The organism is Nitrospirillum amazonense (assembly GCF_007828045.1).
In the GTDB taxonomy this organism is placed as follows: domain Bacteria; phylum Pseudomonadota; class Alphaproteobacteria; order Azospirillales; family Azospirillaceae; genus Nitrospirillum; species Nitrospirillum amazonense_C.
Genome location: NZ_VITN01000001.1, coordinates 270499 through 291039, shown reverse-complemented (window position 1 = coordinate 291039; position 20541 = coordinate 270499). Strand labels below are relative to the sequence as shown.

Below are 20541 nucleotides of genomic sequence, written 5' to 3'. Positions count from 1 at the left end.
GGCGGCGGTAGGCTCCGACTGGGGCCGCCGGAGTTTTGTGGGGAGCGTCAGCGGACTGCAAAACGAGGAAGCCAAGCCGGCGGACGCCGGCGCCCGGCGACTGAGGGGCCTTGAAAAGGCCAGATAACATAAGGGGGGTACGCCGATGGGTTTGGCGACGCTTGATATCGCGGTGCTGGGAGTCTACGCCGTCTTCATCTTCCTGCTGGCGCAGTGGGTGTCGCGGGAAAAGGTCGGCCATGAGAAGAACGCCAAGGATTATTTCCTGGCCGGCCGGTCGCTGCCCTGGTGGGCCATCGGCGCCTCACTCATCGCCGCCAACATCTCGGCGGAACAGATCATCGGCATGGCGGGCTCCGGCTACGCCATTGGCCTCGCCATCTCCTGCTATGAGTGGATGGCGGCGCTGACCCTGATCATCGTGGGCAAGTACTTCCTGCCCATCTTCCTGGAAAACCAGATCTACACCATGCCCCAGTTCCTGGAGCAGCGGTACGGCCCCAGCGTCCGCCTGACGCTGGCCGTGTTCTGGCTGGGCGTCTACGTCTTCGTCAACCTGGCCTCCATCCTGTGGCTGGGCTCCATCGCCGTGCACGCGGTGGCGGGCGTGGACCAGATGTACGCCCTGATCGCGCTGGGCCTGTTCGCCTGCGCCTATTCCCTGTTCGGCGGGCTGAAGGCGGTGGCGCTGACCGACATCGTGCAGGTGGGCCTGCTGGTCATGGGCGGGCTGATCATCAGCTACCTCGCCCTGAACCAGATCGCGGACGGCCAGGGCGTGGTGGCCGGCTTCCACCAGCTGGCGGCCAATGTACCGGAGAAGTTCAAGCTGATCCTGACCAAGGACAGCCCCTTCTACAAGGATCTGCCCGGCATCTCCGTCTTGGTGGGCGGCCTGTGGGTCATGAACGTGTCCTACTGGGGCTTCAACCAGTACATCATCCAGCGCGCCTTGGCCGCCAAGTCGGTGCGCGAGGCGCAGCGCGGCGTGGTGTTCGCCGCCTTCCTGAAGCTGTTGATGCCGGTCATCATCGTGCTGCCCGGCCTGGCCGCCGTGATGCTGATCCCCAACCTGCCGGTGCCCGACCAGGCCTACCCGGAACTGATGAAGATGCTGCCCGTGGGCCTGAAGGGCCTGGTGTTCGCGGCTCTGGTCGCGGCCATCGTCGCCTCGCTGGCGTCCAAGATCAACAGCGTGGCCACCATCTTCACCCTGGACCTCTACGCCCACATCAAGACGAACGCGTCCCAGCACCATCTGGTGGCCGTGGGCCGCATCGTCAGCGTGGTGGCCGTGCTGATCGGCATCGTGGTGGCGAAGCCCCTGCTGGGCAATTTCGACCAGGCCTTCCAGTACATCCAGGAATTCACCGGCTTCTTCACGCCCGGCATCTGCGTCATCTTCCTGCTGGGCATGTTCTGGGCCCGCGCCAGCGCCGCCGGCGCCCTGACGGCCGCCATCGGCTCCGCCGTGATGTCGCTGGCCTTCAAGATCTGGCTGCCGGCGCTGCCCTTCATGGACCGCGTGGGCGTCGTGTTCCTGCTGTGCCTGGCCGGCGCGGTGCTGGTGTCGCTGGCGGCCCCGGCCGCCATCCCGGGCCAGATCAAGGTCAAGCTGAAGGGTATCGACTATTCCACCACCACCGGCTTCAACATCGCGGCCCTGGTGGTGCTGGTCGTCCTGTCCGCCCTCTACATCACCTGGTGGTAACATGACCGCTGCGAAACCGCTGCTCGACGCCCCGCTGGTCGCCACCGTCGCCCTGGGCAACACCCTGGGCGAAGGGGTCACCTGGGACGAACGCGACCAGTCGCTGTGGTGGACGGACATCCATGAGCGGCGCCTGCACCGCCTGGACTGGGCCAGCCGGACGGTGGAAACCTTCGCGGCACCGGAACGCGTCTGCTCCTTCGGCCTGGTCGAGGGCGCCCCCGACCGCCTGGTGGTGGCGTTCGAAAGCGGTTTCGCCCTGTTCACGCCACGTAGCGTGGCGGTGGGCAGGGGGGCGGTGGAGTGGCTGGCGCGGCAGGACCTGCCCGCCGGCGTTCGCTTCAACGACGGCCGGGTGGACCGCCAGGGCCGCTTCTGGGCTGGCACGATGGTGGAGGATGAGGCGGCGCGGGCGGCCAAGTCGCTGGCCGGTGCGCTCTATCGCCTGGACGGGCGGGACCGGGCCACGTCCCTGGTGCACGGCGCCCTCATCTCCAACAGCCTGTGCTGGAGCCCGGACGGCACCCGCATGTACTACACCGACAGCGTCACCCGCCGGATTCGCGCCTTCGATTACGATCCGGCCACCGGCACGCCGTCGAATGAAAGCATTTTCGTGACGACGGAAGAGGGGGCCTTCCCCGACGGCGCCAACATCGACGCGGCCGGCCACCTGTGGAGCGCGCAGTGGGGGGCGTCGCAGGTGGTGCGCTACGCCCCGGATGGAAGCGTTTCCGGTGTCATTCCCGTGCCCACGGCGCGCGTCAGCTGCGTCGCCTTCGGCGGCCCGGACCTGACCCTGCTGTTCGTCACCACGGCGCGCGAAGGCATGACGGCGGCGGAGATCGCGGCCGATCCCAATGCCGGCAACCTGTTTGTGTATGATATCGGTACCATCGGCACGCGCGGCTTGGTCGATAGTGCGTTCAAATTGGCGTCGGCAGGGATATAAGTAGTTGTGAGGAATAATGTGGGGGAAGGGATGATTGCCAAGTTTCGCGGCCAAAACCTGACGTTCGCCATCGTCCAGGATCTGGGGGCCGCGATCGTTACCGGGACCTACAGCGCCGACAAGCCCTTCCCCATCGAGGCCGACCTGTGCAAGCACTACAACGCCAGCCGCAGCGTGTTGCGTGAGGCGGTGAAGATGCTGACGGCCAAGGGCCTGCTGCGCGCCCGCCCCCGTCAGGGCACGTGGGTGGAGCCAGAGGAAAGCTGGAGCCTGCTGGACCCCGACGTCCTGCGCTGGATCCTGGAGCGCAAGTTCTCCCTGCCCCTGCTGGCGGAATTCACCGAGATCCGCCTGGCCGTGGAACCGCTTGCGGCCCAGCTGGCCGCCGCCCGGGCGACACCGGCGGAGAAGGCCGCCATCAAGGTGGCCATCGACCGCATGTACGCGGCCGAGCGGGGGGAGGATGACCCCCTGACCACCGACATCAACTTCCACGTCGCCATCCTGAAGGCCAGCGGCAACCGCTTTTACCTGCAGCTGCGGGAACTGATCGACACCGCCTTGCGTTTCAGCATCCGGCGCACCAACCAGTACAAGGGCGTGCGCCTGGCCAGCGTGGCCGACCACAACGCCGTGGCCGAGGCCATCCTGGCGGGCGATCCCCCCCGGGCGGAGGCCGCCATGCGCTACCTGATGCAGGAGGCGCTGGACCTGCTGTCGCAGGGCGAGGAGGCCGAGGGCAAGGCCGCGGCTTCCTGAGACGGCTCTTGAAAATCCGGAGTCTGCACGATGCGTGAAGATGGACGCCTGGCCATCGGGCTGATCGCCCATGATGGCAAGAAACAGGCGATGGTCGACTGGGCGCTTGCCCATGCCGATTTCCTGCGGGCGGGGAAGATCTTCGCCACCTCGTCCACCGGCACCCGCGTGGCGGAGGTGATCGGGGGCCTGGACATGACCCGCCTGCGCAGCGGCCCCCTGGGCGGCGACCAGCAGATCGGCGCCCTGATCGTCGAGGGCGGGCTGGACATCATGATCTTCTTCGTCGACCCGCTGGGCACCCTGCCGCACGACGTGGACGTGAAGGCCCTGCTGCGCCTAGCGACGCTGGCCGACCTGCCCTTCGCCTGCAACCCCGCCACCGCCAGCCTGCTGGTCGCGGCCATGACATGAAAATGGGGCGGCCCGTGCGGACCGCCCCTGTTCTGCCGGTGATCCCGGGACTTACTTCGTCTTGTCCAGCGTCTTGGCCATCTCCAGGTGCTGGGCGATGGTGGGTTCGGTCTTGGCGGCCCAGTCCTTGAGGGCCGCGTTGTCGCCGCCCTTGGCGTAGCGTTGGAAGGCGCTGTCGGCGTCCTTGTGGGCGCCCACCTGGTCCTCGCGATACTGCTTCACGAAGTCGGCGCCGCTCAGGCCCTTCAGCTTGTCCAGCTTCTTCTGATGGGCGTTGTCCAGCGCGGTGGGGATGGTCGCCTGCACGGTGCCGCCGGTGACGATGGTCTTCAGCTCCGTCGACGTCTTCTGGTGCGCCTGGATCATTTGGTCGGCGAAGGACTTGGTGGCCTCGTCGCCCTTCTGCTGCGCCAGTTCGCTGGACTGGATTTCGAACATGTCGCCGATGGCGACCTCCTTCACGAAGTCCTCCGTGCGCGGGGTGACGCCCAGGACGGAATTGGCGCCGGTCTTCTCGCCCATGGACTTGGCCTTGTCGCCCACGGACTCTTGCGCCGACGCCTGGATGGCGACGGCCGGGGTGAACAGCATCAGGCACAGGGCGGAGGCGGCGGCCGCCTTGCCGGTCAGGGTCCTCATGATGGCAACTCCTTCATGACGGTGACATGAGGCGGGCGGCCCCTAGGTCGCCCACAACCCCAGCAGAAGTGCCGGGCCGGCCGTTCGGTTCCGCCGGTCGCGGTTATTGCGCCGGCGGCCCCCCGCCTCCTATGGTGGCAACCCGCTGGTGACGGCTGGTGAGGCGAGAGGGGAATGGGGAATTTGGCCCAGGTGGTCATACTTGCGGGCGACGGCGACACTCCCGCCCTGACCGACATCGCCGGCGTGCCCCTGCTGGGCCGGCAGCTGGCGATGATCGCCCGGTCCACCCTGCGTGACGTGCTGGTGCTGAGCGGCTCGGCCGCCATCACCCGGTACTGCGGCGATGGCGCCGCCCGGGGCCTGGCGGTGCGGGTGGCGCCCGGGGTCGAGCCCGGGGTGGCGGAAGCCGAGACCATGGTGGTTCTGCCCGGCGACGTCCTGCTGGACGTGGACCTGGATCACTTGCTGGACCATCACCGCCGCCAGGGCGCCGACGCCACCCTGCTGCTGCGGCCCAGCGACAGGCCGGCGGAGGCCGACCTGGTCGACAGGGCGGAGGATGGCCGGGTGCGGGGCCTCCATCCCCCGCCCCATGTGGGTGATTTTCATAACCAGGCATGGCCCGGTCCTTATGTCGTGGAGCGGCGGGCGCTGGCCGGCGGCGACCTCTCGGGCCGGGCGCTGGTGGATCGCCTGTTGCGGGCGGGCCACCCGGTGCAAAGCTATCTCAGCCCGGAATATGTCCGCCCCATCGCCTCGGCGGGCGACTTGGACCGGGCGCGGACGGAGGTGGCCGCCGGCCTGCCCGACCGCCTGTCCCTGCGCCAGCCACAGCCGGCCGTGTTCCTGGACCGCGACGGCGTGCTGAACGTGGAGAGGGGCAGCGTCAACACGGTGGCGGCGCTTGACCTGATCCCCGGCGCCGCGCCGGCGCTGGCGCGGCTGAACCGCGCGGGCTTCCGCACCCCGGTGGTGACCAACCAGGCGGCGGTGGCCCGGGGTCTGTGCACCCTGGAAACGCTGGACGCCATCCACGCCCGGCTGGAAACGGGGCTGGCCGCCCAGCATGCCTATGTGGACCGCATTTATTTCTGCCCCCACCATCCCGATCCCGCCCTGCCCGGCGGGGTGCCGTCGCTGCTGGTCCGCTGCGAGTGCCGCAAGCCCAAGCCGGGCATGGTGCGCGCGGCGACGGCCGACCTGAACATCGACATCGCCCACTCCTGGATGGTGGGCGACAGCTCCAGCGACATGGGCCTGGCGCGGGCCTGCGGCATGGGCGGCATCCTGGTGCGTGACGGTCATGGCGGGCGCGATGGCAAAAGCCCGGCCCAGCCGCACGTGGTGGTCGATGACCTGGCCGATGCCGTGCGCTTCATCCTGGATGTCTGGCCCGGGCTGTCCGCCCATCTCGACGGCTTGGCCGCCGGCATCGGGCCGGGCGACGTGGTGCTGGTCGGTGGTCTCGCGCGGGCGGGCAAGAGCCTGCTGGCGCAGTGCCTGTCCTTGCGCCTGGGTCAGCGGGGCCACCGGGCCCTGGTGCTGGGCCTGGACAGCTGGCTTAAATCCCATGACCAGCGGGGCGCGGGCGTCCTGGGCCGCTATGATCTGGCGGCGGCGGGCCAGGCGCTGGCCGCCGTGGCGAACCGGGGCACGGCCATCACCCCGCCGCGCTATGACGTGCTGACCCAGACCAGCCACCCGGGCCGTGAGGATGTCGTCCTGGGGCCGGACGACATCCTGATTGTCGAGGGCGTGCCCGCGCTGACACAGCCGGCCTGGCGGGTCCTGGCCACGCGCCGCCTGTACGTCGCCACGGACGAGGCGGGCCGCCGGGCGCGCTTCCACGCGGAATATCGGCGACGGGGCTGGTCGGATGACCGTATCGAGTCGACCTACCAGGATCGTCTGCGGGATGAGCGGCCCATCGTCCTTGCCAGCAAAGGTTATGCGGACGCCGAAACCAGCCTTGATGGCCTGCTGGACTGAGCCCGCCACCACGGAGGCGGGGCGTATCAAAAATTTCACCGTTCAAATTATTAAAGAAACAATGCAAGATTTTTACATATGAATTGAAGGGCTAAGCTAAGATTTGGCCCATGCCAACATGCCTGCGCGGGGCGGGCCAACAAGATGGGGTTTGATGTCCGTGAAGTCTTCCGTCCTGTCCCTGGCCGCCCTGCTGGCGGCCGGTACCGCCCTGATGAGCCCGTTGTCGGCCGTGACGGCGCGGGCCGATGAGGTCCTGCCGCAGCCCTATCCCGCCGCGGCCCCCATACCCGAGCCGCAGGACGTGGCCTATCCCGGCACCATCCGGCTGCAGGTCGATGCCACCGACACTGAGCGCCGCATCTTCTGGGTGAAGGAGACGGTGCCGGTGAAGGGGCCCGGCGCCATGACCCTGCTGTACCCGAAGTGGCTGCCCGGCAACCACTCCCCCACCGGGGCCATCGACAAGCTGGCCGGCCTGATCATCCATGCCAAGGGCGGGGCCGCCGATGGCCAGCGGGTGGAATGGGAACGCGATCCCGTCGAGGTCTACGGCTTCCACGTCGATGTGCCCAAGGGCGCCACGGCGCTGGAGATGGAATTCCAGTTCGTGTCCCCCACCGCCGACAACCAGGGCCGCATCGTCATGACGCCCGACATGACGAACGTGCAGTGGAACGCGGTGGCCCTCTACCCCGCCGGCTACTTCACCCGCCGCATCCCGGTGGAGGCCAGCGTGAAGCTGCCGGAGGGCTGGGGTTTCGGCACCGCCCTGGACGTCGCCAAGGAGGCGGGCAAGGACGGCGTCACCACCTTCAAGACGGTGCCCTTCGAAACCCTGGTGGACAGCCCCATGTTCGCCGGCCGCTACTACCGCCGTCTGGATCTGGACCCGGGCGGGCGGTTGCCCATGCACCTGAACATCGTCGCCGACCGGCCGGAACTGCTGGAGGCGACGCCCGACCAGATCGCCTTCCACCGCAACCTGGTGGTCCAGGCGGACAAGCTGTTCGGCGCCCGCCATTACGACCATTACGAGATGCTGCTGGCGCTCAGCGACAAGCTGGGCCACATCGGCCTGGAACACCACCGCTCCAGCGAGAACGGCACCACGCCCACCTATTTCACCGACTGGAACAAGTCGGCGGGGCATGAGCTGCTGTCCCACGAATATACCCATTCCTGGAACGGCAAGTACCGCCGCCCGGCGGACCTTTGGACGCCCAACTTCAACGTGCCCATGCGCGACAGCGGCCTTTGGGTGTACGAGGGCCAGACGCAGTTCTGGGGCTGGGTGCTGGCCGCGCGCGCCGGCCTGACCACCCGGCAGCAGGCGCTGGACAACCTGGCCGGCGTGGCCGCCACGCTGGAAGCCCGGGCGGGCCGCGCCTGGCGCGACCTGGCCGACACCACCAACGGCCCCATTGTGGCCATGCGGCGCCCGGCGCCGTGGATCAGCTGGCAGCGCGCCGAGGATTACTACATCGAAGGCCAGCTGATCTGGCTGGACGCCGACAGCCTGATCCGCGAGCGGTCGGGCGGCAAGCGCTCGCTGGACGATTTCGCCAAGGCCTTCTTCGGCATCAACGACGGCAGCTACGTCCCGGCCACCTACACCTTCGACGACGTGGTCAAGACGCTGAACCAGGTGGAGCCCTATGACTGGGCGACCTTCCTGCGCACCCGCCTGGACACCCACCAGTCCGCGCCCCGGGATGGCCTGGCGCGGGGCGGCTACAAGCTGGTCTATACCGACCAGCCGCTGTCCGAGGCCAGCCGCGCCAACGAGGCGCCGGGTTCCCTGAACCTGACCTATTCCCTGGGCCTGGCCCTGGACAAGGCCGGCATGCTGACCAGCGTCCAGTGGAACGGCCCGGCCTTCAAGGCGGGCCTGACCGTGGGCACCACCGCGGTGGCGGTCAACGGTGTCGCCTACGACGCCGACCGCATGAAGGCGGCGGTGACGGCGGCCAAGGGCCAGGGCCCGGCGGTGGAACTGATCGTGAAGAACGGCGATCGCTATCGCACCGTGCGCATCGACTACCACGACGGCCTGCGCTACCCGCACCTGGAACGGGTGGAAGGCACGCCGGCGCGCTTGGATGACCTGCTGACCCCGCGCGGCTGATGGAACTGCCACCCCCGGCCCCGCGCGGGCCGGGGGTGTGCGCAATAAAATGTCTGGACGGTGGATTTCCGCGCAATGCAGGCCCCAGGTTCCGGGGGTGGACACGGAACAAGATTATCCTATGGTGGCAACGCAAAATTTTCTGGTTCAAAATTTTTGACCTACCCAGCGTGATTTTGGGGGGCCCGGGCAAGACGGTGCGAGTGGAAAACAGGGCCGGACCGATCCAACGGTACCGGAATGGGGCCTAGCGTTTCAGGAGGAAGTGGGGGCGGCCGGGTATACCCCCGGTGTCGGCCCGTCGAGGAAGGTCGAGGAGTCCCAATGCAGATTTTGAGTACCCGGGCCAAAAAGCCGTCCATGCCCATCGGGGAGCAAATCCGCAAGCGTCGCAAGGACATGGGCCTGACGCTGCAGCAGCTGGCCGACCGTTCCGGCCTGTCGGCGCCGTTCATCAGCCAGGCGGAGCGCAACCTCAGCGTTCCCTCGCTGGTGTCCCTGCTGGCGCTGGCCGAGGCGCTGGAAGTCGACATCTCCTTTTTCATGCAGGTGCCCAACACCGGCACCATCGTTCACCGCGCCGCCAAGCCCAACATCATCGAGGTGGACAGCCCCGTCCAGTACATCGACCTGGCGTCGGACCTGGATGACCGCAAGCTGGACATCATCCTGATGAAGATCCCGCCGGGCCACGCCTTCCCGGTGGACACCCGCAATGGGGAGCATTTCCGCTACGTCCTGTCGGGCGAGCTGTACGCCACGGCCGGCAACACCCGCACCACCTTGAAGGCGGGCGACAGCATGCACTTCGACGCCCGCATGAAGCACACGGTGGAAAACCGCACCGACCAGGAAGCGGTGCTGCTGTACGTCGGCACGCCCAGCGTCTTCAAGAAGGCCCAGCGCGCCAAGTAGATAATTCCGCTCCCAACGCCGTCGGCAGAACTTTCGGAACGGTGGCGGCGCTCTTTCGGTCATTTTCACTAACGATCCCACCTTGGTCCCGAACGGGACGCCAGGGTAGGGTAAGGCCCGTCGGCAACAGGCGACCCGTGGGGATGGCTTTCCCCGTGGGCATTCAAGAAGAAAGACGGGACATGGCGGCAGTGCGTCCGGAGGCAGGCGGATCCGGCTGGGAATTCTGGGTCGATCGCGGCGGCACCTTCACCGACGTGGTGGCCCGCCGGCCCGACGGCCGGCTGCTGACCGCCAAGCTGCTGTCGGAAAATCCCGAGCAATACCAGGACGCGGCGGTCGCCGGCATCCGCGCCCTGCTGGCGGACCATCCCGCCTTCCCCGCCGACATCGACGCCGTGAAGATCGGCACCACCGTCGCCACCAACGCCCTGCTGGAGCGCAAAGGCGAACCGCTGGTGCTGGCCGTCACCCGGGGCCACGCCGACGCCTTGCGCATCGGCTACCAGGCGCGCCCGCGTCTGTTCGACCGGCACATCAGCCTACCCGACGCCCTCTACACCCGCGTGGTGGAGGTGGCGGAGCGGGTGGACGCCGAGGGGGCGGTGCTGACGCCGTTGGATGAGGAGGCGACCCGCCGCGACCTGCAGGCGGCCTATAGCGCCGGCTACCGCGCCGTGGCCATCGTGCTGATGCACGGCTACCGCTTCGACGATCATGAAAAGCGCGTGGCCGCCATCGCTCGCGCCATCGGCTACACCCAGGTGTCGGTCAGCCATGAGACCAGCCGGCTTATCAAGCTGGTGCGCCGGGGCGACACCACGGTGGTGGACGCCTACCTGTCGCCGGTGCTGCGCCGCTATGTCGACCAGGTGTCGGGCGCCGTGAAAGAGACCGAGGGGGCACAGGGCGGCGAGCCCCGGCTGCTGTTCATGCAGTCGAACGGTGGCCTGGTGGACGCGCGATCCTTCCAGGGCAAGGACGCCGTGCTGTCCGGCCCCGCCGGCGGCATCGTCGGCATGGTCAGCACGGCGGTGGAGGCCGGGTTCGACCGGGTCATCGGTTTCGACATGGGGGGCACCTCCACCGACGTGTCGCACTACGCCGGCACCTATGAGCGCACGTACGAGACTACCGTGGCCGGCGTGCGCCTATGCGCGCCCATGATGAACATCCACACCGTGGCGGCGGGCGGCGGCAGCGTCTGTTCCTTCGACGGGTCGCGCTTCCGCGTCGGCCCGGAATCGGCGGGGGCGGTGCCTGGCCCCGTCTGCTACCGCCGGGGCGGGCCCTTGGCCGTCACCGACTGCAACCTGATGCTGGGCAAGATCCAGCCGGTCTTCTTCCCCCACGTCTTCGGGCCCGGCGCCGACCAGCCGCTGGACCTGGCCGCCGTCGAGGCCCGCTTCCGGGATTTGGCCGCCGAGGTCAAGACGGCCACGGGGGAGGAACGCACACCGCATCAGCTGGCGGAAGGGTTCATTACCATCGCCGTGGAGAAGATGGCCAAGGCCATCAAGGAAATCTCGGTACAGCGCGGCTACGACGTGGCCCAGTACACGCTGGCCTGCTTCGGCGGTGCCGGGGGGCAGCACGCCTGCCTGGTGGCCGACGCCCTGGGTATGAAGCGGGTGATGATCCATCCCTTCGCCGGGGTGCTGTCGGCCTATGGCATGGGCCTGGCCGACCTCCGCGTCATCCGTGACCGCACGGTGGAACAGCCGCTGTCGGCGGACCTGGATCTGGCCACGCCGGCCGATGCCCTGGCGCAAGAGGCCAAGGCCGCGCTGGCCGCCCAGGATGTGCCGGTGGCGGATGTGGCGGTCGAGCTGACCGCCCGGCTGAAGTACGCCGGTACCGACACCGGCCTGACCGTGCCCTTCGGTGACGCCGGGGCATTGGCCGACGCCTTCGCCGACGCCCACCAGCGCCGCTTCGGCTTTACCGCCCCGGGCAAGGCTGTGGTGGTGGAAGCGCTGGCGGCCGAGGCCATCGGCCATCCCGGCCGCGGCAGCCTCACGGCGGTGGCGGGGGACGCGGCCACCGGCGCACCACGGCCCTTGGCCGAGGTCCGGACCTATATGGCGGGTGCCGAGGCCGGCACCCCTGTCTATGACCGCGCCCATCTGGCACCCGATCATGAGGTGAACGGACCCGCCCTGATCCGCGAAGCCACGGCCACCACGGTGATCGAGCCCGGCTGGCGCGCCCGGGTGGACGGCCATGCCAACCTGGTCCTGGAACGGGTGGTGGCCCTGGCGCCCCGCACCGCCATCGGCACCACCGTGGATCCGGTGATGCTGGAGGTGTTCAACAACCTGTTCATGGCGGTGGCGGAGCAGATGGGCTATGCCCTGCAGAACACCGCCTATTCGGTCAATATCAAGGAACGGCTGGATTTCTCCTGCGCCCTGTTCGACCGGAAGGGCGGACTGATCGCCAACGCCCCGCACATGCCGGTGCACCTGGGGTCCATGGGCGACAGCGTGCGGGCCATCGTCGATGCCCGGTCCCGGGATGGGCGGGGCCTGCGGCCCGGCGACGTCTACATGCTGAACGCGCCCTATAACGGCGGCACCCACCTGCCCGATGTCACCGTGGTCATGCCGGTGTTCGACGCCGACGGCAGCCTGTTGGTGTTCGTGGCGGCGCGGGGCCACCAGGGCGACATCGGGGGCATCACGCCCGGCTCCATGCCGCCCAACAGCCGCACCGTGGAGGACGAGGGCGTGCTGATCGACAATTTCCTGCTGGTGGAGGGCGGCCGCTTCCGGGAGGACGAGACGCGGGCCCTGCTGGCGGGCGGCCGCTATCCCGCCCGCAATCCCGACCAGAACATCGGCGACCTGCGCGCCCAGGTGGCCGCCTGCGCCAAGGGGGCGGAGGAGATGGCGGCCATGGTGGGGCAGTTCGGCCGCGATGTGGTCGAGGCCTACATGGCCCATATGCAGGACAATGCCGAGGAGGCGGTGCGCCGCGTCATCGATGTGCTGAAGGACGGCACCTTCACGTATGAGATGGACAACGGCGCCGTCATCCAGGTGGCCGTCACCGTGGACCGGCGGGCGCGCCAGGCGCTGGTGGACTTCACTGGCACCAGCCCGCAGCTGGAGACCAACTTCAACGCGCCGCTCAGCGTCTGCCGCGCCGCCGTGCTCTACGTCTTCCGCACCCTGGTGGATGACGAGATCCCGATGAATGAGGGGTGCCTGAAGCCCATCGTGCTGAAGGTGCCGCCCGGCTGCCTGCTGAACCCCGCCTATCCGGCGGCGGTGGTGGCGGGGAATGTGGAGACCAGCCAGGTGGTGGTGGACGCGCTCTACGGGGCGCTGGGCGTGATGGCCGGTGCCCAGGGCACCATGAACAACTTCACCTTCGGCGACGACGCCCGCCAGTATTACGAAACCATCTGCGGCGGTTCCGGCGCCGGGGCCGACTTCGACGGCACCAGTGCGGTGCAGACGCACATGACCAACAGCCGCCTGACCGATCCCGAAGTGATGGAGGTGCGCTACCCCGTGCTGGTGGAACGCTTCGGCATCCGCCGCGGCTCCGGCGGGGCGGGGCGCCATCGCGGTGGTGACGGGGTGGAGCGGCTGATCCGCTTCCGCGCGCCCATGACCGCTGCCATCCTGTCCAACCGCCGCCGCGTGCCGCCCTTCGGCCTGGACGGTGGCGGTGCTGGCGCGCCGGGGGTGACGGAGGTGCATCGGGCCGATGGCACGGTCCAGGTGCTGGCCGCCACCGATACCGTGGCCATGAACCCGGGCGATGCCATCCTGGTCAAGACGCCAGGGGGAGGTGGCTTCGGCGGCGGCTATGGGCCGGTGGGCGAGGGCGACGCCTGATGCTCAGCCTGGTCGGCATCGCCATCGTCGCCGCCGGTTTCGCCGCCCGCCTGAACCCGCTGCTGGTGGCGGTGGCGGCGGCCTTCGGCACAGGGCTTGCCGCCGGCATGGGCGTGCTGGAGATCGTCGCCGCCTTCGGCCGCCTGTTCAACGCCAACCGTTATATCTGTCTGGTCTACCTGTTCCTGCCCTTGATCGGCCTGCTGGAACGCCTGGGTATCCAGGTACAGGCGCAGCGCCTGATCGGCGGCCTGAAGGCCGCCACGGTGGGACGCACCTACCTGGTGTTCTTCGTGCTGCGCCAGGTGCTGGCGGCCCTGGGCGCCAAGGACCTCAGCGGCCATGCTCAGATGGTGCGCCCCGTCCTGGCCCCCATGGGCGAGGCGGTGGCGGAAGAGACGCTGGGCCGGCCCCTGGCCCCGCCGGAACGCGTCCTGGTCCGCGCCCACGCGGCGGCGGCGGAGAACATCGCCCTGTTCTTCAGCGAGGACATCTTCGTCGCCATCGGCTCCGTCATCCTGATCAAGGGCTACCTGGCCGCCAACGGCATCGAGGTCAGCCCCTTGGACGTTTCGGTCTGGGCCATTCCCACCGCCCTCGTCGCCGTGGTGGTGCACGGCGCCCGCCTGTTGCTGCTGGACCGCCGCCTGGCGGCCAAGACCGCGCCAGCCGGGCAGGGGGCGCCGTCATGATCGGCATCACCCTCGCCTATGACCTGGCCGGCCTGATGTTCGCCGCCATCGCCTGGCGCTCGGCGCGCGATGCCGGCAATCCCCGGCGCCTGGGCGCTGGCCTGTTCTGGGCCCTGCTGGCGCTCAGCTTCCTGGCCGGTGATCATCTGGGCGACCTTGGCAACGGCGTCCTGGTTCTGGCGCTGGCGGTGCTGGGCGGCTTCGGCCTCATGGGCCGGGGGACGGAGGCGGAGGCGCCCAGGGTGGAACGGGAGGCCCAGGCCCGGCGCTGGGGCTACTGGCTGTTCCCCGTCCTGTTCCTGCCGCCGGTCATCGCCCTGGCGGGCACGATCTGGGGCCCGGCTCTGACCTGGAACGGCCAGCCGCTGGTGGACCCCAGGCAGGGCACCCTGATCTGGCTGGCGCTGGGCATCGTCGCGGTGCTGGCGGCCACGGTCCTGTACACCCGGCAGCGGCCGGGCATGCCCCTGCGTGACGCGCGGCGTCTGGTGGAACTGGTGGGCTGGGCCGCCATCCTGCCCCAGGTGCTGGCGGCCCTGGGGGGCATCTTCGCGCTCGCCAAGGTGGGTGACGCCGTGGCGACGCTGGTGGGCCAGTACCTGACCCTGGACCACCGCTTCCCCCTGGTGTGCGCCTATACCGGCGGCATGGCGCTGCTGACCATCCTGATGGGCAACGCCTTCGCCGCCTTCCCGGTCATGACCTCGGGCATCGCCCTGCCGCTGCTGGTGGGGCGTTTCGGCGGCGACCCGGCCGTCATCTCCGCCATCGGTATGCTGTCGGGCTTCTGCGGCACGCTGATGACGCCCATGGCCGCCAATTTCAACATCGTCCCGGCCGCCCTGCTGGAACTGCCGGACCGCAACGCCGTCATCCGGGCGCAGGTGCCGACGGCCCTGCTGGTCCTGGCGGCCAACACCCTGCTGATCCAAATCCTGGGTTTCCCCAAATGACTGAAAGCGCTTTCCCTGGCCTGTCCGAGGCCCACGCCGTCCAGTTCGCGGAGATCGCGCTGGGCCACGTCACCCGCGAATACCCCAACGTCATCACCCATTTCCTGAACGGGCCGGATGACGCGCGGACGCCGCGCGCCCTACACCCCATCTTCTTCGGCAGCCTGGACTGGCATTCCTGCGTCCACGGCCATTGGCTGCTGGCCCGCACCCTGCGGCTGTTTCCCGGCAGCCCGGTGGCCGACCGCATCCGCGCCTTGTTCGCCGACAGCTACACCCCGGAAAAGGTCGCGGGCGAACTGGCCTATTTCCAGCGGCCCAACACCGGCACCTTCGAACGGCCCTATGGCTGGGCCTGGTACCTGCTGCTGGCCGCCGAACTGCGCCGCACCGGCATGGGCGCCGTCGGCGCCGCCTGGGCCGCGGCGCTGGCGCCCTTGACGGCGGAAATCGTGGGCCGGCTGAAGGCCTATCTGCCCAAGGCCACTTACCCGGTGCGCACCGGCCTGCACATCAACACCGCCTTCGCCCTGACCCTGTCCATGGCCTATGCCCGCCGCCGGGGTGACGACGGCCTAGCCGACCTCATCACCCAAACGGCCCAGGCCTGGTACGGCGGTGATGTCGATGCGCAGGTGTGGGAACCGTCGGGCACCGACTTCCTCTCCCCGGTATTGACCGCCGCCGTCGCCATGGCCGCGGTGCTGCCGCGTGAGGAGTTCCAGGCCTGGTTCTCCCGCCTGCTGCCGGGTGTCGCGGCGGGCCGGCCCGGGACGCTGTTCACCCCCGCCACGGTCAGCGACCGCAGCGACGGTACCATCGCCCATCTGGACGGCCTGAACATCAGCCGCGCCTGGTGTTGGCGCGCCATCGCCGCCCAGCTGGACGCGGAGGATCCCGTGGCGGTGCGGGCGCGGGCGGCGGCCGACGTGCACCTGGCCGACGCCCTGCCGCACCTGGAGTCCGACTACATGGGCGAACATTGGCTGGCCAGCTTCGCCGTGCTGGCCCTGGATGGGGTATGACGGGGACAGGGTTGAACGGGGGAGGATAAGATGGGACGGCGCACGATCCTGTTGGACGGTGGCATGGGACGGGAATTGCAGCGCATGGGGGCACCCTTCCGCCAGCCGGAATGGTCGGCCCTGGCGCTGATCGAGGCGCCCGGTTATGTGCGCCGGGCCCACGACGCCTTCCTGGATGCCGGCGCTGACATCATCACCAGCAACAGCTACGCCCTGGTGCCCTTCCATATCGGGGAGGAGAGGTTCGCCGCGCAAGGCGGGGCCCTGGCCTCTCTGGCCGGGCGGTTGGCCCGGCAGGCGGCGGGCGCCAAGGCCGGCGCCCGCGTCGCCGGATCCCTGCCGCCGCTGTTCGGCTCCTACCGCGCCGACCTGTTCGATGCCGCCCGCGCGGCGGATCTGCTGGTCCCGCTGGTGCAGGGGCTGGCGCCCCATGTCGATCTTTGGCTGGCGGAAACCCAAAGCGCGGTGGCGGAGGTGCGGGCCGTGCGCGCGGCTTTGGGAGCCGACCCCAAGCCGCTGTGGCTGTCGTTCACGCTGGAGGATGAGGCGGCCGACGCGGCCACCCATCCCCGCCTGCGCGGAGGTGAGACGGTGGCCCAGGCCATCGAGGCGGCGCTGGCCCTGGGGGCCGCCGCCCTGCTGTTCAATTGCAGCCAGCCCGAGGTCATGGGGCCGGCCCTGGCCGCGGCGCGGACCGCCGCCGCCGGCACGCCGCTGCCCCTGGGGGTGTACGCCAACGCCTTCCCCCCGCAGCCCAAGGATGCCACCGCCAACGACGGCCTGGATGAGCTGCGTGCCGACCTCACACCCGCCACCTATCTGGACTGGGCGCGGCGCTGGGTGGATGCCGGCGCCGCCATCGTCGGGGGCTGCTGCGGCATTGGACCCGACCATATCCGGGCCCTGGCGGCCGCCCTGCCGTGAGGGGTGGTGCATCCATCGCCCTTCGGGCCCGCCTGCTGGGATGGGCCGCCCCCTGGCTGTTCATCCTGATCTGGTCCACCGGCTTCCTGGTGGGGCGGGCTGTGTTGCCCTATGCCGATGTGCAGCTGTTCCTGGTGGCGCGCTTCGGCCTGACGGCTGTCCTCTTCGCTGGCGCCACGCTGGCGGCGGGCGTTTCCTGGCCCCACGGCCGGGCGGCCGGCCTGCATCTGGTGGCCGGCGCCTTGATGCAGGGCGTCTATATCGGCTTTTCCTACTGGGCCATCGCCCAGGGGCTGGCGGCCGGCATCATGGCCCTGATGGGCGCCTTGCAGCCCCTGTTCACCGTGCTGATCACCACCCTGGTGTTCCGCCAGCGGCTCAGCCCACGCGCCTGGGCGGGCCTGGGCATCGGTTTCGCTGGGGTCGCCTGCGTGCTGGCGCCCAGGCTGGTCCTGCACGCGACGGCTGGGGCGGGGTCGGGTGGCCTGCCGCCCCTGGGTGCCGCCCTGGCCGTGCTCAGCGTCCTGTCCATCACCATTGGCACCCTGCTGCAGAAATCCTCCGTGGCCGGTGACGACCTGCGCCCGGCCGGCGCGCTGCAGAACTTGGGCGCGCTCTGCGTGGTCTGCCTGCTGTTCTTGGCCGTGGGCACGCCGCATTGGGATCCGCACCCGGTGTTGTGGACGGCGCTGGCCTGGGCTGTCCTGGGCCCTTCGGTCATCGGCATCTCCCTGCTGGTGTGGATGGTGCGCCATGGCGAGGCCACGCGCGCCACGGCGCTGCTATTGCTGGTCCCGCCGCTGGCGGCGTTGGAGGCCTTCTTCCTGTTCCATGAAACACTGACACCGCTGCAGCTGGCCGGCTTCGCCTTGGCCCTGGGCGGTGTGGGCCTGACCCGCCGCGGGTGAGGGGGCGCGGCCGGTTGCCCTCCGCCACGGGCGGTGTGCTAAGCTGCGCGGATCATGGCCTGTTGTTTGATCTGGGGCCTGTTGTTTGATTGGGGGATGGGGAAGCCATGAGCCGGTTCGTCGGTTTGAGTTCCACGGTGGAAGGCCTGGCGGGGGGCCGGGTCATGGTCATCGGCGACGTGATGCTGGACCGCTTCGTGCGCGGCAAGGTCGGGCGCATCTCGCCCGAGGCGCCGGTGCCCGTGCTGCGCAATGCGCATGAGGATGTCATGCTGGGCGGTGCCGGCAACGTGGTGCGCAACATCACGGCGCTGGGCGGCCACGTGGTGTTCGGCGGCGTCCTCGGCGGCGATGCCGCTGGCGTGCGCGTGGCCCAGCTGGTCGCGGCCGACGCCCAAGTCACCTCCATCCTGCAGGTGGACGGTCGGCGACGCACCTCGGAAAAGACGCGTTTTGTGGCCGACGGCCACCACCTGCTGCGCTCCGACTGGGACAGTGAGGAGGCGGTGGCAGAGGATACGCATCGCGGCCTGGTGACGGCCATGGCCGCGCATCTCTCTGGTGTCGATGTCGTCATCCTGTCCGACTACGGCAAGGGGGTGTTCACGCCGCCGGTGCTGAAGGAATTGATCGCCCTGGCGCGCGAGGCCGGCAAGCCGGTGATCATCGACCCCAAGAGCGCCGATTATTCCATCTATCGCGGCGCCACGCTGGTCACGCCCAACCGGGCGGAGCTGGCCATGGCCGTGGGCCACAGCCCGCGCACGACGGAAGAGATCGTGGCCGCCGCCGGCACCCTGATGCGCGACCATGGCATCGAAGGCATGCTGGTCACCCGCAGTGAGGAGGGCATGACCTTGGTCCGGGGCGACGGCACCTCCCTGAATGTCCAGGCGGAGGCCAAGGAGGTCTTCGACGTTTCCGGCGCCGGCGATACCGTGGTGTCGGTCATCGCCACCGCCCTGGCGACGGGGGCCGACATCGCCGAGGCGGTGGAGCTGGCCAACGTCGCCGCCGGCCTGGTGGTGGCCAAGGTGGGCACGGCCGTGGTCAGCCCGGCGGAACTGCTGCACGCCCTGGCCGAACAGGACGACCGCCAGAACCTGTCCAAGGTGCTGGGCGGGGCGGAACTGCGCGAGCAGATCGCCCGCTGGCGCCGCCGGGGCCTGAAGGTGGGGTTCACCAACGGCTGCTTCGACCTGATCCATCCCGGCCACGTCCAGCTGCTGGCTGCCGCGCGCGCCACCTGCGACCGCCTGATCGTCGGCCTCAACTCCGACGCGTCGGTGCGCCGCCTGAAGGGGCCGGAGCGGCCCATCCAGGATGAGCGGTCGCGCGCCATCGTGCTGGCGGCTTTCGGCTCGGTCGACGCCGTCGCCCTGTTCGAGGACGACACGCCCCTGGCGCTGATCACCGAGGTGATGCCCGATGTGCTGATCAAGGGCGCCGACTACACCATCGACCAGGTGGTGGGCGCCGATGTGGTCCAGGCCCACGGCGGCCGGGTGGCCCTGGTGGAGCTGGTGCCCAACCAAAGCACCACCGGCATCGCCAAGCGCATCCGCGTGACCGGTTGACGCCGCCCCCCTGACCTGTCGGTGGGACGCTTGTCCTGGGCGGCGCCGTCCCCTATCAAGGCCCATGCCCGCTCCCATCAGGGGCGGGCATGGGATTTTCACGAGAAGCAGCAGCTTATGATCATCGTGACCGGCGGCGCCGGCTTCATCGGGTCCAATCTGGTGGCCGGCCTGGAGCAGCGGGGCCTGGGCCCCATCGTCGTGGTCGATCGGCTGCGCCAGGGGGACAAGTGGCGCAACATCGCCAAACGCAACCTGCATGACCTGGTGACGCCGGAACAGCTGCCGGAATTCCTGGACCGCCATGGCGACGCGGTGAAGGTCATCTTTCACATGGGCGCCATCTCGGCCACCACGGAGACCGACGCCGACCGGGTGGTGGAGAACAACTTCCGCCTGACGCTGGACCTGTGGTCGTGGTGCGCCGCCACGGGCGTGCGCCTGATCTACGCCTCGTCCGCCGCCACCTATGGCGACGGCGCCCAGGGCTTTGACGACGATTCCTCGGCCGGGGCGCTGGCGCGGCTGCGCCCGCTGAACCCCTATGGCTGGTCCAAGCACTTGCTGGATCGCCGCGTGCGCGCCGCGATCGACCAGCGGGCCCCCACGCCGCCGCAGCATGTGGGCCTGAAGTTCTTCAACGTCTATGGCCCCAACGAGTACCACAAGGGCGGCATGCGCTCCGTCCCCGCCAAGCTCTATCCCCAGATCATGGGCGGGGAGCCGGCGCGGCTGTTCGCGTCCGACCGGCCGGACTATGCCGACGGCGGCCAGCTGCGCGACTTTGTCTGGGTGGGCGATACCGTCGACGTCATGCTGTGGCTCTATGACAACCCGGGCGTCAGCGGCCTGTTCAACCTGGGCACCGGCAAGGCGCGCAGCTGGAACGACTTGGCGCATGCCCTGTTCGCCGCCGCAGGCCTGCCGCCGCGCATCGACTACATCCCCATGCCCGACACCCTGAAGGGCAAGTACCAGTATTACACCCAGGCGGACATGGGGCGCCTGCGCGCCGCCGGCTACGACCGCCCCTTCACCGAACTGGGGGAAGGCATTCGCCGCTACGTCCAGGACCACATGGGGACGGCGGATCCTTATGTGTGA

The 20541-nt window shown here is 69.2% G+C and carries 16 protein-coding genes; 15 read left to right on the top strand and 1 reads right to left on the bottom strand.

Annotated elements, in window-relative coordinates; all coding sequences use genetic code 11:
- Positions 1-145: 145 nt before the first annotated feature.
- From FBZ89_RS01115 to FBZ89_RS01100, 4 genes are read left to right on the top strand one after another with little or no spacing between them, the layout of a single operon-like run.
- Positions 146-1711: a sodium/sugar symporter gene (locus tag FBZ89_RS01115; RefSeq protein ID WP_145748191.1), complete on the top strand. Its 1566-nt coding sequence runs from the start codon at positions 146-148 to the stop codon at positions 1709-1711.
- Position 1712: 1 nt separating this feature from the next.
- The gene (locus FBZ89_RS01110) at positions 1713-2663 is read left to right on the top strand and encodes an SMP-30/gluconolactonase/LRE family protein (protein WP_145748190.1); all 951 of its coding nucleotides are present in this window, start codon (positions 1713-1715) and stop codon (positions 2661-2663) included.
- Positions 2664-2693: 30 nt separating this feature from the next.
- Positions 2694-3422, top strand: a complete 729-nt coding sequence (locus FBZ89_RS01105) for a FadR/GntR family transcriptional regulator (protein WP_040844859.1) — start codon at positions 2694-2696, stop codon at positions 3420-3422.
- 30 nt (positions 3423-3452) lie between these two features.
- Positions 3453-3836 (top strand): methylglyoxal synthase, encoded by a 384-nt coding sequence (locus FBZ89_RS01100; protein WP_145748189.1) that lies wholly within the window; start codon positions 3453-3455, stop codon positions 3834-3836.
- A 51-nt stretch (positions 3837-3887) separates the two neighbouring features.
- On the opposite strand, the gene FBZ89_RS01095 is transcribed toward FBZ89_RS01100, so the two are convergent.
- Entirely contained in the window at positions 3888-4475 is a 588-nt protein-coding gene (locus FBZ89_RS01095) for a DUF4142 domain-containing protein (RefSeq protein ID WP_425465948.1), read from the bottom strand.
- Between the two features lie 192 nt (positions 4476-4667).
- Here FBZ89_RS01095 and FBZ89_RS01090 point away from each other — a divergent pair, with 192 nt between their 5' ends.
- The 11 genes from FBZ89_RS01090 to rfaD all read left to right on the top strand — a co-directional run bounded on the left by FBZ89_RS01090 (position 4668) and on the right by rfaD (position 20541).
- On the top strand, positions 4668-6467 hold the full coding sequence (locus FBZ89_RS01090) for an HAD-IIIA family hydrolase (protein ID WP_186457122.1): 1800 nt from the start codon (positions 4668-4670) through the stop codon (positions 6465-6467).
- Positions 6468-6621: 154 nt separating this feature from the next.
- On the top strand, positions 6622-8595 hold the full coding sequence (locus FBZ89_RS01085) for a M61 family metallopeptidase (RefSeq protein ID WP_145748187.1): 1974 nt from the start codon (positions 6622-6624) through the stop codon (positions 8593-8595).
- 324 nt (positions 8596-8919) lie between these two features.
- Positions 8920-9510: a helix-turn-helix domain-containing protein gene (locus FBZ89_RS01080; RefSeq protein WP_004271904.1), complete on the top strand. Its 591-nt coding sequence runs from the start codon at positions 8920-8922 to the stop codon at positions 9508-9510.
- Between the two features lie 182 nt (positions 9511-9692).
- On the top strand, positions 9693-13358 hold the full coding sequence (locus FBZ89_RS01075) for a hydantoinase B/oxoprolinase family protein (RefSeq protein ID WP_145748186.1): 3666 nt from the start codon (positions 9693-9695) through the stop codon (positions 13356-13358).
- Entirely contained in the window at positions 13358-14050 is a 693-nt protein-coding gene (locus FBZ89_RS01070; RefSeq protein WP_145748185.1) for a DUF969 domain-containing protein, read from the top strand. The genes FBZ89_RS01075 and FBZ89_RS01070 overlap by 1 nt, the downstream gene beginning before the upstream one ends.
- Entirely contained in the window at positions 14047-15003 is a 957-nt protein-coding gene (locus tag FBZ89_RS01065; protein WP_186457121.1) for a DUF979 domain-containing protein, read from the top strand. The genes FBZ89_RS01070 and FBZ89_RS01065 overlap by 4 nt, the downstream gene beginning before the upstream one ends.
- Complete coding sequence (locus tag FBZ89_RS01060; protein ID WP_145748184.1) at positions 15000-16028, top strand: DUF2891 domain-containing protein; 1029 nt, start codon at positions 15000-15002, stop codon at positions 16026-16028. Before FBZ89_RS01065 ends, FBZ89_RS01060 begins: the two co-directional genes overlap by 4 nt.
- 30 nt (positions 16029-16058) lie before the next feature.
- On the top strand, positions 16059-16952 hold the full coding sequence (locus FBZ89_RS01055) for a homocysteine S-methyltransferase family protein (RefSeq protein WP_145748183.1): 894 nt from the start codon (positions 16059-16061) through the stop codon (positions 16950-16952).
- A complete protein-coding gene (locus tag FBZ89_RS01050; protein ID WP_211115061.1) occupies positions 16949-17860 on the top strand; it encodes a DMT family transporter in 912 nt (303 codons plus the stop codon). The genes FBZ89_RS01055 and FBZ89_RS01050 overlap by 4 nt, the downstream gene beginning before the upstream one ends.
- A 107-nt stretch (positions 17861-17967) precedes the next feature.
- The gene (gene rfaE1, locus FBZ89_RS01045; protein WP_145748182.1) at positions 17968-19437 is read left to right on the top strand and encodes a D-glycero-beta-D-manno-heptose-7-phosphate kinase; all 1470 of its coding nucleotides are present in this window, start codon (positions 17968-17970) and stop codon (positions 19435-19437) included.
- A gap of 117 nt (positions 19438-19554) precedes the next feature.
- Positions 19555-20541, top strand: coding sequence for an ADP-glyceromanno-heptose 6-epimerase (rfaD, locus tag FBZ89_RS01040; protein WP_145748181.1), 987 nt, complete (start codon positions 19555-19557; stop codon positions 20539-20541).